Genomic DNA, 14,129 nt, shown 5'->3' with positions numbered 1-14,129 from the left:
GACCGGGCCCCGGCGGGCGCGGCGGCACGGGAGCCGGCAGGTGCGCCCGGGTCCGGCAGGCCCGGGGCGGGACCGACAGGCCGATGACTGACCGGCAGGGGCCGGCACACCGGCCGGGTGGGCGCAGGGCGGAAGGACACAGGACCCGGGAAGACGCAGGACCCGGGAAGACGCAGGGAACTCCGGGGCGGGCCGAGGAGGCCCGGGCGGGCCCAGGAGGGCGCAGGAGGCCCGGGGCGGACACGGGGCGAATCGCCGCGCGTGCGCCCGCACGGGCGCCTCACCCCTGGGCGTGCAGGCGGGGGGGCCGGATGGCGGACGGGCCGAGGCAGGCTCGGCCCGTCCCCCGGTTCACGACGAGACCGGGCTCAGCGCTTCTTGGCCGCCGACTTCGGCGTGACCAGGCGGCTGGCGTTCCAGTCCTGGCCGGCGTTGATGCTCTTGCTCTGGGTCAGCCCGGCGGTGGTCGCGGCCTCGCCGATGTCGCTCGGCTCGACGTATCCGTCGCGGCCGGTCTTCGGCGTCAGGAGCAGGATCTGCCCGCCCTCTTCCATGTAGGCGATGGCGTCCACCAGCGCGTCGGTCAGGTCCCCGTCGTCCTCGCGGAACCAGAGCACCACGGCGTCGGCCACGTCGTCGTAGTCCTCGTCGACGAGCTCGGTACCGGTGGCCTTCTCGATGGCCTCACGGAGCTCCTGATCGACGTCCTCGTCGTAGCCGATCTCCTGGACCACCTGGTCGGGCTGGAAACCCAGCCTCACGGCCAGGTTCGTCTCCGCGTGGTCCGCGGTCGCGCTCACGGCTTGCCTCCTGATCATGTCTTGGGAAATAACTCAGCCACGCGCGTGCGCGAGGCATTGGCCGTAGTCCACACGGGCCGGGCGGATCGCGCAAGTACCCGGCCGTCGAGACCGCCGAAACGGTGACGATCCTGGCCGTGTCACCGCAACTCCCGTCACCCTCTCGTGATCAAAGGTGACACACACCACACCTTTCTGCCCCCTTTGGGCGTTTGGGAACCGTCTGCGGGTACCAGACTCGAACGTGATTCCACCGACATGCCGTGCTCGCCGGTTACCTCACGGTAGAGATGACGATTGCCGCCCCTAGGTACACGATGGGGAGCGGTGCAGGCGGACCGGAACCCGCTCCGGCGGGTAGCCCGGCAGACCGGCATACGGCCCTCCGAAAGGTAAGGAACAGCGTGGCTCCCGGATCCGATCGCAATCCGATCATCATTGGCGGCCTCCCGAGTCAGGTTCCTGACTTCGATCCCGAGGAAACCCGGGAGTGGCTCGACTCCCTGGACGCCGCCATCGACGAGCGCGGCCGCGAGCGGGCCCGCTACCTCATGCTGCGCCTGATCGAGCGGGCCCGCGAGAAGCGCGTGGCCGTGCCCGAGATGCGCAGCACGGACTACGTCAACACCATCGCCACCAAGGACGAGCCGTTCTTCCCCGGGAACGAGGAGATCGAGCGCCGCATCCTCAACGCCACCCGCTGGAACGCGGCCGTGATGGTCTCCCGCGCCCAGCGCCCCGGCATCGGCGTGGGCGGTCACATCGCCACGTTCGCCTCCTCCGCCTCCCTCTACGACGTCGGCTTCAACCACTTCTTCCGGGGCAAGGACGAGGGCGACGGCGGCGACCAGGTCTTCTTCCAGGGCCATGCCTCCCCCGGCATCTACGCACGCGCGTACCTGCTCGACCGGCTCGGCGAGGAGAACCTGGACGCGTTCCGCCAGGAGAAGTCGAAGGCACCGTACGGTCTGTCCTCCTACCCGCACCCGCGGCTGATGCCGGACTTCTGGGAGTTCCCCACCGTCTCGATGGGCCTCGGCCCGATCGGCGCGATCTACCAGGCCCGCATGAACCGCTACATGGACGCGCGCGGCATCGCCGACACGTCCAGGTCGCACGTGTGGGCGTTCCTCGGTGACGGCGAGATGGACGAGCCCGAGTCGCTCGGTCAGCTCACCATCGCCGCGCGCGAGGGCCTGGACAACCTCACCTTCGTCGTGAACTGCAACCTCCAGCGCCTGGACGGCCCGGTGCGCGGCAACGGCAAGGTCATCCAGGAGCTGGAGTCGGTCTTCCGGGGCGCCGGCTGGAACGTGATCAAGCTGATCTGGGACCGCTCCTGGGACCCGCTGCTCGCCCAGGACCGCGACGGCATCCTGGTCAACCGGATGAACACCACGCCGGACGGGCAGTTCCAGACCTACGCCACCGAGTCCGGCGCGTACATCCGCGAGCACTTCTTCGGCGACGACCACCGGCTGCGCGCGATGGTCCAGGACATGACCGACGACCAGATCCTGCACCTGGGCCGCGGCGGCCACGACCACAAGAAGATCTTCGCGGCGTTCTCCGCGGCCAAGGCGCACAAGGGCCAGCCGACGGTGATCCTCGCCAAGACGGTCAAGGGCTGGACTCTGGGCCCGAACTTCGAGGGCCGCAACGCCACCCACCAGATGAAGAAGCTGACGGTCGACGACCTCAAGCGCTTCCGCGACCGGCTGCACCTGCCGATCTCCGACAAGGACCTGGAGAGCGGTCCCCCGCCGTACTACCACCCCGGCCGGGACACCGAGGAGATGCAGTACATGCACGACCGCCGTCAGTCGCTCGGCGGTTACGTCCCGACCCGGGTGGTGCGCTCGAAGCCGCTGCCACTGCCGGACGACAAGACGTACGCGACCGTGAAGAAGGGTTCCGGGCAGCAGTCCATCGCCACGACCATGGCGTTTGTGCGGCTGCTGAAGGACCTTATGCGGGACAAGGAGATCGGCAGGCGGTTCGTGCTGATCGCGCCGGACGAGTACCGCACGTTCGGCATGGACTCGTTCTTCCCGAGTGCGAAGATCTACAACCCGTTGGGCCAGCAGTACGAGGCGGTGGACCGGGACCTGCTGCTCGCCTACAAGGAGTCGCCGACCGGGCAGATGCTGCACGACGGCATCTCGGAGGCGGGCTGCACGGCCTCGCTGATCGCGGCGGGCTCCGCCTACGCCACCCACGGCGAGCCGCTCATCCCGGTCTACGTCTTCTACTCGATGTTCGGTTTCCAGCGCACCGGCGACCAGTTCTGGCAGATGGCCGACCAGCTGGCGCGCGGCTTCGTGCTGGGCGCGACCGCGGGACGCACCACGCTGACCGGGGAGGGTCTCCAGCACGCCGACGGGCACTCGCAGCTGCTCGCCTCCACCAACCCGGGATGCGTGGCCTACGATCCCGCGTTCGGGTACGAGATCGCGCACATCGTGCAGGACGGCCTGCGCCGGATGTACGGCGGCAGCGAGGAGCACCCGCACGGCGAGGACGTCTTCTACTACCTCACCGTCTACAACGAGCCCATCCAGCACCCGGCGGAGCCCGAGGGCGTGGACGTCGAGGGCATCCTCAGGGGCGTCCACCGTGTCGCCGAGGGCACCTCCGGCTCGATCCCGGCGCAGATCATGGCCTCCGGGGTGGCGGTGCCCTGGGCGCTTCAGGCGCAGCGGATCCTGGCCGAGGAGTGGAACGTACGGGCCGACGTGTGGTCGGCGACCTCGTGGAACGAGCTGCGGCGGGACGCCGTGGCGTGTGAGGAGCACAACCTGCTGCACCCGGAGGAGGAGCAGCGCGTGCCGTACGTGACGCGCAAGCTGTCCGGGGCGCAGGGACCGTTCGTGGCGGTGTCGGACTGGATGCGGTCCGTGCCGGACCAGATCGCACGGTGGGTGCCGGGGACGTACCAGTCGCTGGGCGCGGACGGCTTCGGCTTCGCGGACACCCGCGGTGCGGCGCGCCGGTTCTTCCACATCGACGCACAGTCGGTGGTGGTGGCCGTGCTGACGGAGCTGGCGCGGGAGGGCAAGGTGGACCGGTCGGCGCTGAAGCAGGCGGTCGACCGGTACCAGCTGCTCGACGTGAGTGCGGCGGACCCGGGCGCGGCGGGCGGCGACGCGTAGGCCGCGGGCCCGGCGCCGGGCCCGGCCCGGCCCGGCCCGCGACCCCGTCGCGGGCCCGGCGCCGGGGTCGCGGCAACGGCGTGGGCCGTCGCACACGTGCGGGGGCCCTGCCGGTGCCGCGGGCGCCCCTACGATGCTGGGCATGAAGGAACGAACCGCGCTGGTCCGCTGGGAGCAGCACACGCAGCGGCCCCTGCTGGCGCTGGCCGTCCTCTTCGCGGTCGCCTACGCGGTGCCGATCGTGGCGACCTCCGCGAGCGGCACGATCACCTGGGCGTGCGCGATCACCGAGTGGGTGGTGTGGGGCGCCTTCGCGGTGGACTACGCGGTGCGGCTGAGCCTGGTGCGGGACCGGCGGTCCTTCATACGGCGGCACTGGCTGGACCTGTGCGCGGTGCTGCTGCCGTTGATACAGCCGCTGCGGCTGCTGCGGATGGTCTCCACGCTGCTGCTGGTCGGGCAGCGGGCGCGGATGGCCTCGCAGATCCGGCTGACCACGTACGTGGCGGGCTCGGTGGTGGGGCTGCTGATGTTCGGCTCGCTGGCCGTGCTGTCCGTCGAGCGGGACGCGCCGGACGGGAACATCCGGACGCTGGGTGACGCGGTGTGGTGGTCGTTCACGACGATGACGACCGTGGGGTACGGGGACCACTCGCCGACCACCGGGATGGGGCGGGTCCTCGCGGTGGGGCTGATGCTGTCCGGGATCGCGCTGCTGGGTGTCGTCACGGCGAACATCGCGGCGTGGTTCATCGCCCGGTTCGACCGGGAGGACGCCGAGGAGCGGCGGCAGACGGAGGCGATCGCCCTGCTGACGGAGGAGGTGCGGTTGCTGCGGGCCGAGGTGGCTTCCCTGTCGGGGGCCGCGAGGTCCGGGGAGGGGGGCTCGTTCGCGGGGGCCCGGGTGCCGGCTCCTGCGGAGGATGCGGGGCCGGGGTGAGCGCAGGGCTCCGCCGGGGTGTCCTGAGCTGCGGGAGTGCGGCCGCGTCGTGGCCTGTCGCGCAGTTCCCCGCGCCCCTGACCAGACGGAACCGCCGTCCCCCGGGTGACACACCGTCGTCGCTCCTCGCGCAGTTCCCCGCGCCCCCGGAAGGGGGAACCGCCGTCCCCCGAGTGACACACCGTCGTCCCTTTTCGCGCAGTTCCCCGCGCCCCTGACCAGACGGAACCGCCGTCTCCCGAGTGACACACCGTGGTCGCTCCTCGCGCAGTTCCCCGCGCCCCCGGAAGGCGGAACCGCCGTCCCCCGAGTGACACGCCGTCGTCCCTTTTCGCGCAGTTCCCCGCGCCCCTGACCAGACGGAACCGCCGTCCCCCGAGTGACACGCCGTCGTCCCTTTTCGCGCAGTTCCCCGCGCCCCTGACCAGGGGGAACCGCCGTCCCCCGGGTGACGCGTCGTGGTCGCTCTTCGCGCGGTTCCCCGCGCCCCCGGGTGGGCCGGCCGCGGCGCGTGCCGCGGTACGGGTGGCTCGGGTCGCCCTCGGCAGAGGCCTTCGGCGGCGTCCCGGGTGGGCGCCGCCGAAGGGGTGGGTCAGATGTGGGCTGCGCCCGGACCGGCTTCGGCGTTGGCGCCCCGCTTGGTGAGGAGGGCGACGAGGACGGCCACGGCGGCGACCGCGGCGGCGACGAGGGAGGCGAGCGACATGCCCGACATGAAGGTCTCGTGCGCCACGTCGGTGATCTTCGCGGCGATCTGCTCGGGGGTGCCCGGTGCGACGGGGGCCACGCCGACGCGGACCGCCTCGGAGGCCTGGTCGAGCTGGTCGGGGCCGAGCCGGGGCAGACCCGCACCGGCCCAGTTGCCGGCCAGGTCGCGGTCGACCTTGGAGGCCATGACGGCGCCGAGGACGGCGGTGCCGAGGGAACCGCCGATCTGCATGGCGGCCTGCTGGAGGCCGCCGGCCACTCCGGACAGCTCCAGCGGGGCGTTGCCGACGATGACCTCGGTCGCGCCGACCATGACCGGGGCGAGGCCCAGCCCGAGCAGCGCGAACCACAGGGACATCAGGGCGCTGCCGGTGTCGGTCTCCAGGGTCGACATGCCGAACATGGCGGTCGCGGTGAGGATCATGCCGCCGGCGAGGGGGACGCGCGGGCCCAGCCTGGTGATCAGGGCACCGGCCAGCGGGGAGCCGACGATCATCATGCCGGTCAGCGGCAGCAGGTGCAGGCCGGCGTCGACGGGGCTCATGCCGTGGACGTTCTGGAGGTAGAACGTCACGAAGAACAGGCCGCCCATGAACGCGATGGCCATCATGACCATCAGCACCACGCCCGCGGACAGCGGCACCGAGCGGAACAGGGTGAGCGGGATCAGCGGCTCGCGCACGCGTAGCTCCCACAGCGCGAACACGGCGAAGCCGAGCAGCGACACCCCGATGAAGGTCCAGGTCAGGCCGTCCCCCCAGCCCCACTCGGGAGCCTTGATCAGCGCCCAGACCAGGCAGAACATCGCGCCGGACAGCAGGGCGATGCCGAGCAGGTCGAAGGAGCGGGGGGCGTTCTCGGCGCGGTGGTCGAGGAGGATCAGCGCGCCCAGGGCGAGCGCGAGGACGCCGACGGGGACGTTGATGAAGAACACGGACTGCCAGTTGACGTGCTCGACCAGCACGCCGCCGAGGATCGGGCCGCCCGCGGTGGAGGCGCCGATGACCATGCCCCAGATGCCGATCGCCATGTTCAGCTTCTCGGCGGGGAAGGTGGCCCGCAGCAGGCCGAGCGCGGCCGGCATGAGCAACGCGCCGAACAGTCCCTGCAGGACGCGGAAGGTGACGACCGCGGCGATCGAGGAGGACAGGCCGATCGCGCCGGAGGCGGCGGCGAAGCCGGTGACGCCTATCAGGAAGGTCTGGCGGTGACCGAAGCGGTCGCCGAGTTTGCCCGCGGTGATCAGGGTGACCGCGAGGGCGAGGAAGTAGCCGTTGGTGATCCACTGGACGTCGGCGAAGCTGGCCCCCAGGTCCTTCTGGATCGCCGGGTTGGCGATGGCCACGATGGTGCCGTCCAGGGCCACCATCATCACGCCGACGGCGACGGTGAGCAGGGTGAACCACGGGTGCCCGCGCAGGCCCCGTACCGGTGCCGGGTCCGGTGGGAGCGGTGCGCCGTCCCCCGGGCCCTTCGTGTCGATGGTGGTCTGACTCGTCATGCTCCGAGGCTAGTGTCAGGGACTGACAGTTGACAAAGGATTTCACTAGTCGGTAACTGACACGTATGGAAACCCTGCGCGACCGCAAGAAGCAGCGCACCCGCGAGGCCCTGGTGCGGGCCGCGCTCGAACTGTTCACCTCACAGGGGTACGACCGGACCACCGTCGACGAGATCGCCGAGGCCGTGGAGGTGTCGCCGCGTACGTTCTTCCGCTACTTCGACGGCAAGGAGGACGCCGCCCTGGCGGTCGCACGGCTGGCCGAGGAGCACTTCTACCGGGCGGTCCGCGCCCGGCCGCCGCACGAGCCTCCGCTGGAGGCGCTGCGCCGGGCCGTACTGGAGGGCTGGGACACCATCAGCGAGGTCATCGAGTCCGTCGTACCGCTGGAGCTGTATCTGCGGATGTACCAGGTGATGGAGTCGACGCCGGTGCTGCTCGCCGCGCATCTGCGGCGCTCCGCCGACACCGAGGAGCGGTTCGCGCGGCTGGTCGCCGAGCGCGAGGGCCTCGACGTGGACGCCGATCCGCGGCCGCGGGTGGCGGTGGCCGCCTTCGGCGGGGTGATGCGGATGGCCGAGCGGCAGTGGAGCGCACGGGAGGATCTGAGCGTGGCGGCGATCCGTGAGCTGACCGCCGCGTACCTCGACCAGGTGGGACCGGCCCTCGCGGGCACCGGCCGGCCGGCCCGGAGCGGATCCCGCGACGGAGACACCCGTCACGAAACGTGATCCGCGTCACTCGGTTCACGCGAGACCGCGCCGTTCTCCTAGTGTGTCCTCCCAGTGACTTCCTTCGACACCTCCCCGCAACTCAACGTCTGGCGCATGCTGCTCGCCCTGGCCGTGGTGTTCGTGATGCTGACGACCAGCGGCTGGACCGCGCTGCGCGGCCATCGCGCCGGCTCCGAGCTGACGGCCTCGCGGTCGGCGTGGGAGGGCGGGAGTGTCGGCGGGCACCGGCTGCCGGAGCTGCCGGCCTCCCCCGCCCTGCTGTCCCGGTTCTTCGCCGCGCTCACCGACGGCCAGCAGGCCCTGCTCGCCCGCCGCTACCCGCTCGCCGTCGGCAACATGAACGGCGCCCCGGCCGCTCTGCGCTACCGGGCCAACCGCATCGCGCTCGGCGAGGCGCGCGAGGCGGAGCTGGCCCGGATGCACGACGGGCGGCTCACCCCCGAGGGGCAGCGTCTGGCCGGCCGCCGGATGCACCGGTTCGAGTCCCTGATGGAGCCGGGGCGGCAGATCCTGGCCTTCGACCCGGCGGGCAGCGGACGGGTCGCCGAGGTGCTGGGCGACCTGGGGCGCGCCGAGCGGGTCTCGGTGGTCGTGCCCGGCGTGGGCACCGACCTGCTCACCTTCCAGCGCACCCGCGGCCGCTACTCGGCTCCGGCCGGGATGGCGGGCGCCCTGTACGACGCGGAGCGCGCGGCGGACCCGGCGACGTCCACCGCCGTGATCGCCTGGGCCGACTACACCGCCCCCGGCGGACTCGGCATGGACGCGGCGACCGCGTCGCGCGCCGAGGCGGGGGCCGTGCGGCTGACGGCACTGCTGCGGGCGCTGCCCGGGGCGGCGCCGGTGTCGCTGTTCTGCCACAGCTACGGGTCCGTGCTGTGCGGGGTGGCGGCGCGTGCGCTGCCCGCGCGGGTGGCCGACATAGCGGTGGCGGGGAGCCCCGGCATGCGTGCCGCGACGGTCTCCGGGCTCGGCACCCCGGCCCGGGTGTGGGCGATGCGCGACGCCGACGACTGGATCGAGGGCGTGCCCCATCTGGAGCTCGGCGGTCTCGGCCACGGCGCCGACCCGATGTCCGACGCGTTCGGGGCGCGGGTGCTGTCGGCCCGGGACGCCCGGGGGCACGCCGGCTACTTCGTGCCGGGCACGGACAGCCTCAGGAACTTCGCCGGGATCGGCACCGGCGCATACCGATCGGTGGACTGCGCCGACGAATCCGGCGCGTGCCGGGCGGGTTTGTCCGGCGCCGCGACGGCCGGACGCGCGTAGCGGCGGAAGAACCGCGGTGTGCGCGGGAAGGGGACGGAGGAGCTCGTGCCGCATACGATGAGCCGCATGGGTGACGTACTGGCCGGATTTCATGCCGCCTGGGAGTTCGAGTCCGACTCCGTGCTCATCCGCTACGAACGGGGGATTCGGACGCCCAGGCTGTTCCAGACGCTCCGGGAGCGGCGGGTGCCGCTGGCGGCGCTGCGCGGGGTGTCGCTGACGCCGGGTCGGCGGGGCACGGTGGTGCTGAGGGCCGAGTTGCGGCCCGGTGCCGATCCGCTGCTGGAGGCCGCCGCCGGCCAGCTGAAGGAGGGCAGCGACCCCTACCGGCTGGTGCTGCCCGCCGAGCGCGAGGTGCTGGCGGAGTACTACGCCGACGAGCTGCGGGCCGGGCTGGACGGTGACCGCGGCGAGGCCGCCGACCGCTTCCTGGTGGCGCCGCCCGAGGCTCCGCTGCAGTTCAAGGCCTACGACGGCAAGGCCACCTTCGACGGCTCCACGGTGCAGTTCCGCTGGTTCTGGACCGGGGCGTCCTCCGCCAAGTGGAAGGCCGGGGACCAGAGTTTCACGGTCGACGAGCTGAGCGGCGTGGAATGGCGGTCGCCGGAGGTGTTCGAGGGGCATCTGCGGCTGCTGACCCGCGACGAGGGGCAGGCACCGCAGGCCGACCAGGACCCGGCGGCGGTGGTGTTCGGGCTGGGCTACGGGCCGGTGCACGAGTCGCTGCCGTTCGCGGCGGCGGTGCTGGCGGCGGTGCGGGAGAAGGGGCCCGTCGCCGCGGTGGCGGCCGCACCCCGGCGCAACCCCGCCGACATCGCCGAGCGCATCCGGCACCTGGGCGAGCTGCACCAGGCCGGCCTGGTCACCGACGAGGAGTTCTCCGAGAAGAAGGCCGAACTCCTCGCCGAGCTCTGAGTCTCCGGGCGCCGGGCTCCGGGCTTCCGGGCTCCGGGCTCCGGGCTTCCGGGCTTCCGGGCTTCCGGGCTTCCGGGCTCTGGGTTCCGGCCTTCCGGTGCCTCCGGTGCCTCCGGTGCCTCCGGTGCCTCCGGTGCTTCCGGTGCCTCCGGTGCTTCCGGTGCTTCCGGTGCTTCTCAGCCTCCGGGCTCTCCGCCGCACGTGCCGCGGCGGGACGTCGGCCGGCCGCGGCGCGGCGCCGTCGTCGTCGGCCGCGCGGCTTCCCGCGCCCCGTCGAGCGCGCCGCCGGTCCGCGGCGGACCTCGCCCGCCCGCTCAGTGCCCGGCGTCCAGGGCTGAGGTGTCCTCTCCGGCCGGGGCCGCCGCGCCGGCGTAGATGCCGATCTTGCGGTCCAGGACGCTGAGCGTCTCGCGCAGCTCGGCGATCCGGGAGAGCACGTCCCGTCGGGTGGACTCCAGCAGTGCGCGGCGTTCGGGGTAGGTTCCGGGGCCCTGCCGGACCAGTTCGGCGTAGCGCACCATGTCGGCGACGGGCATGCCGGTCAGCCGTAGCTTTCCGACGAGGTCGAGCCAGTCGAGATCGCGGTTGGTGTAGCAGCGCTGGCCGGTGTGGGAGCGGTCGACGTGGGGCATCAGGCCGATCCGCTCGTACCAGCGCAGGGTGTGCGCGGTGAGGCCGGTGAGGGCGGCCACCTCGCTGATGGTGTAGCCGTCCGCGCCGTCGGGGCGGGGGTGCCGGGGCGGCTCGGCGCAGGTGTCCGTCCGGGATGCCGGTTCGGTGGTCACGGCCGTGGTGTGCGTCACCGTCATGGTGACCACGCTATGACCTTCGAGTGCGCTCCAGGCAAGCGGATCGCGCAAGGGGTCGCCGTCCCGTGGGCGTGAATCCCCACCGGAGGTGCCGCCGCCGTACGGCGTCCCGGGTGCCGGGCCCCTTGATGCAGGCGCGGGCGGCGGGCGCATAGGCTCGGGCACATGTCGCTGAAGAGCCTCGCGCTGATCGAGAACTGGCCGGTTCCCACCGCCGCGGCGGGTGTCGTCCGTGCCGACGGCACCGTCCTGGGGGTGCACGGTCCGGTCGGGCTGCGCCTGCCGCTGGCCTCGGTCACCAAGCCGCTCGCCGCCTATGCCGCGCTGGTGGCGTACGAGGAGGGTGCGATCGACCTGGACGAGCCGGCCGGGCCCGCCGGGGCGACGGTGCGTCATCTGCTGGCGCACACCTCGGGGCTGGCCTTCGACGAGCACCGGGCGACGGCCGCGCCGGGCGAACGACGGCTGTACTCGAACGCCGGGTTCGAGGAACTCGGCGACCACATCGCGAAAGCCACGGACATCCCGTTCGCCGAGTACCTGCGGCAGGCGGTGCTGGAGCCGCTGGGGATGACCGGCACGTCGCTGGAGGGCTCCTGCGCCAAGGACGGCGTCTCCACCGTCGAGGACCTGCTGCGGTTCGCGGCCGAGGTGCAGGCGCCGCGGCTGCTGGACCCGCGTACCGTGGCCGCGGCGATGACCGTGCAGTACCCGGGCACCAAGGGCGTGCTGCCGGGCTACGGGCACCAGAACCCCAACGACTGGGGCCTCGGTTTCGAGATCCGCGACGGCAAGTCCCCGCACTGGACGGGTGCCTCGTCCTCGCCGCGGACGTTCGGTCACTTCGGCCAGTCGGGCACGTTCCTGTGGATCGACCCGGACGCCCCGGTGGCGGGCGGCGGCGCGGGCGCGGCCTGCGTCGCCCTGACGGACCGGGCGTTCGGGCCGTGGGCCGTCGAGGCGTGGCCGGTGTTCACCGACGCGGTCCTGGCGGAGCTTGGCCGGTAGCGCCGGACGGTCCCGGCCCGGTGGTGAGGAGTTCGCCCTCGCCCTCGGTGTCGATGTGCGGCAGGATGCGGTCCAGCCACCGCGGCGTCCACCAGGCGTGCCGGCCCAGCAGGGTCATCACGGCGGGCACCATCAGCAGCCGGACCACGGTGGCGTCGATGAGCACGCTGACGGCGAGGCCGAGGCCCAGCATCTTGACCACGATGTTGTCGGTGATGATGAACGCGGCGAAGACGCTCACCATGATCAGGGCCGCGCAGGTGATGACCCGGGCGGTGATCTCCAGCGCGTGGGCCACGGCACCCTTGGCGTCCCCGGTGCGCAGCCAGAACTCGTGCACCCGGGAGAGCAGGAAGATCTCGTAGTCCATGCTGAGGCCGAAGATGATGGCGAACATCATCATCGGCACATAGCTCTCGATGGGCACCTTGCCGTGCACGCCGAGCGCGGGTCCGCCCCAGCCCCACTGGAAGACGGCGACCACCACACCGTAGGAGGCGGTGATGGACAGCACGTTGAGGATCGCCGCCTTCAACGCGACGAGCGGACCGCGGAAGACCGCGAGCACGATCAGGAAGGCCAGCGCCACCACCACGCCGATGATGAGCGGCAGCCGTTCGGCGACGATGTTGCGGAAGTCGACCTGGCCGGCCGTGGTGCCGGTGACGTAGCCGCGGGCGTCGGTGCCGGAGACCGCCTCGGGCAGCGTGTCGTCGGCGAGCCGGTTGACCAGGTCGGTGGTGTCGGGGTTCTGCGGGGACACCGTCGAGTAGACGGTGCCGAGCAGGACGTCGCCGTCCTGGGTCGGGGTGAGCGGGGTGACGAACGCGGCGCCGGACACGTCGTTCAGCGTCTGCTGGGCGTGCGAGGCGAGGTCGGAGCGCTGCGCGGAGGGCACCGCGGACTGGTCGATGACGATGGTCAGGGGCCCGTTGGAGCCCGCTCCGAAGGCGTCGGTCATCAGGTCGTAGGCGCGCCGGTCGGTGAAGGACGTCGGGTCGGCGCCGTCGCCGATGTGGCCCAGCTCGATGGTGAAGACCGGGATCGCGAGGACCGCGATGACGGCGACTCCGGCGGACAGGAAGCGCAGCGGTCTGCGCTCCACGCGCTGGGCGTAGCGGTGCCAGGTGCCCCGGGCCGCCTCGCCGGGTGCGGCCCCGGTCTCGGCGACCGGCCGGCGCACCGCCCAGCGGTCGACGTTCCTGCCGATCAGGCCGAGCAGGGCGGGCAGCAGGGTGAGTGCGGCGAGCACCGCGGAGACGACGGTGACCGCGGCGGCGAGACCGAGTTTGCCGATGAAGGTCACGCCGGAGGCGTACAGGCCGAAGAGGGCGACGATCACGGTGGTGCCGGAGACGAGGACGGCGCGGCCGCTGGTGGCGGTGGCGTGCCCGGCGGCGCGCACCGGGTCGGCGCCGTCGATGAGGTTCTGCCGGTGCCGGGTGAGCAGGAACAGGGCGTAGTCGATGCCGACGCCGAGGCCGATCATCGTGGCGAGGGTCGGGGACACGGTGGCGAAGACGAAGGCGGTGGCGATCAGCCCGAGGCAGGCCAGGCCGCCGACCACGCCGACCAGCGCGGAGACCAGGGGCAGTCCGGCGGCGATCACGCTGCCGAAGCCGATCAGCAGGACGACGACGGCGACGCCGAAGCCGATGGCCTCGCTGAGCCGGTCGTTGGGTGCGGGCCGGGCCAGCTCACCGAGCCCGCCGCCGTACTCGACCTCGGCCCCGGCGTCCTTCAGCGGCTGGACGGCGTCGTCGACGCCGTCGAGGTAGGAGTCGCCGAGGGTGTTGGGCTGCTTGTCGAAGCGGACCGTGATGTAGGCGGTCTGCCCGTCGGAGGACACCGGCCCGACCTGGGTGGAGGGGACGTCCAGGGGGTTCTGCACGCCGAGGACGTGCGGCAGCTTCTCCAGGTCGGTGACGGTCCCCGAGATCTGGGAGGCGAGACCGGTCAGGGCCTGGTCGTCGTGGAGGACGATCTGGCTGCTGTAGCCGCCGGCCTGCGGGTCGTGCTGCTTGAGGACGTCCAGGCCTTCCTGGGACTGCGTGTCGGAGAGGGAGAAGTTGTCGGAGTAGGTGCCGCCGTAGAGGTGGTTGAGGGTCTGGACGACACCCAGGGCCACGACCCAGGCGACGATGACGACGACGAAGCGGCGCGCGCACCACTCTCCGAGCCTGCGCAGTCGGCCGGCCGAGGCCTTGGCCTCTCCCCCGCCGGCTGCCTGCTCCCCTCCCTCTGCACCGTCGCGGCTCACCATACGCTGGCTTCTCCCCTGTCGGGCGGGTGT

10 protein-coding genes are annotated in these 14,129 nt (G+C 72.2%); 6 read left to right on the top strand and 4 right to left on the bottom strand.

The window, feature by feature from the left end:
• Nucleotides 1-368: 368 nt before the first annotated feature.
• On the bottom strand, nucleotides 369-800 hold the full coding sequence (locus AC5K6T_RS03985) for a DUF3052 domain-containing protein (protein WP_493205661.1): 432 nt from the start codon (nucleotides 798-800) through the stop codon (nucleotides 369-371).
• 404 nt (nucleotides 801-1,204) lie between these two features.
• Between AC5K6T_RS03985 and aceE the strand changes: the two genes are divergently transcribed.
• On the top strand, nucleotides 1,205-3,952 hold the full coding sequence (aceE, locus tag AC5K6T_RS03980) for a pyruvate dehydrogenase (acetyl-transferring), homodimeric type (protein WP_493205659.1): 2,748 nt from the start codon (nucleotides 1,205-1,207) through the stop codon (nucleotides 3,950-3,952).
• Between the two features lie 142 nt (nucleotides 3,953-4,094).
• Nucleotides 4,095-4,892: a potassium channel family protein gene (locus AC5K6T_RS03975; RefSeq protein ID WP_493205657.1), complete on the top strand. Its 798-nt coding sequence runs from the start codon at nucleotides 4,095-4,097 to the stop codon at nucleotides 4,890-4,892.
• 592 nt (nucleotides 4,893-5,484) lie between these two features.
• Here the strand turns inward: AC5K6T_RS03975 and AC5K6T_RS03970 are convergent.
• The gene (locus AC5K6T_RS03970) at nucleotides 5,485-7,101 is read right to left on the bottom strand and encodes an MFS transporter (protein ID WP_493205656.1); all 1,617 of its coding nucleotides are present in this window, start codon (nucleotides 7,099-7,101) and stop codon (nucleotides 5,485-5,487) included.
• 65 nt (nucleotides 7,102-7,166) lie between these two features.
• On the opposite strand from AC5K6T_RS03970, the gene AC5K6T_RS03965 reads away from it, so the two are divergent.
• Genes AC5K6T_RS03965 through AC5K6T_RS03955 form a run of 3 tightly spaced genes read left to right on the top strand, consistent with a single transcriptional unit; the run spans nucleotide 7,167 to nucleotide 10,019 of the window.
• The gene (locus AC5K6T_RS03965) at nucleotides 7,167-7,832 is read left to right on the top strand and encodes a TetR family transcriptional regulator (protein ID WP_493205654.1); all 666 of its coding nucleotides are present in this window, start codon (nucleotides 7,167-7,169) and stop codon (nucleotides 7,830-7,832) included.
• 54 nt (nucleotides 7,833-7,886) lie between these two features.
• Nucleotides 7,887-9,104 carry an alpha/beta hydrolase gene (locus tag AC5K6T_RS03960; protein WP_493205652.1) on the top strand — a complete coding sequence of 406 codons (1,218 nt, stop codon included), beginning with the start codon at nucleotides 7,887-7,889 and terminating at the stop codon, nucleotides 9,102-9,104.
• Between the two features lie 57 nt (nucleotides 9,105-9,161).
• The gene (locus AC5K6T_RS03955; protein ID WP_493207321.1) at nucleotides 9,162-10,019 is read left to right on the top strand and encodes a DUF4429 domain-containing protein; all 858 of its coding nucleotides are present in this window, start codon (nucleotides 9,162-9,164) and stop codon (nucleotides 10,017-10,019) included.
• Nucleotides 10,020-10,333: 314 nt separating this feature from the next.
• Here the strand turns inward: AC5K6T_RS03955 and AC5K6T_RS03950 are convergent, their stop codons facing one another.
• Nucleotides 10,334-10,828: a MerR family transcriptional regulator gene (locus AC5K6T_RS03950; protein WP_493205650.1), complete on the bottom strand. Its 495-nt coding sequence runs from the start codon at nucleotides 10,826-10,828 to the stop codon at nucleotides 10,334-10,336.
• A 165-nt stretch (nucleotides 10,829-10,993) separates the two neighbouring features.
• Between AC5K6T_RS03950 and AC5K6T_RS03945 the strand changes: the two genes are divergently transcribed.
• Nucleotides 10,994-11,836, top strand: a complete 843-nt coding sequence (locus AC5K6T_RS03945; RefSeq protein ID WP_493205648.1) for a serine hydrolase domain-containing protein — start codon at nucleotides 10,994-10,996, stop codon at nucleotides 11,834-11,836.
• Here the strand turns inward: AC5K6T_RS03945 and AC5K6T_RS03940 are convergent.
• Entirely contained in the window at nucleotides 11,802-14,099 is a 2,298-nt protein-coding gene (locus AC5K6T_RS03940) for an MMPL family transporter (protein ID WP_493205646.1), read from the bottom strand. The genes AC5K6T_RS03945 and AC5K6T_RS03940 overlap by 35 nt on opposite strands.
• Nucleotides 14,100-14,129 lie beyond the last annotated feature (30 nt).

It is taken from the genome of Streptomyces sp. B8-7 (assembly GCF_058833805.1).
Note: the sequence above shows the minus strand (reverse complement) of the source record. Positions and strands in the feature narration are given on the sequence as shown.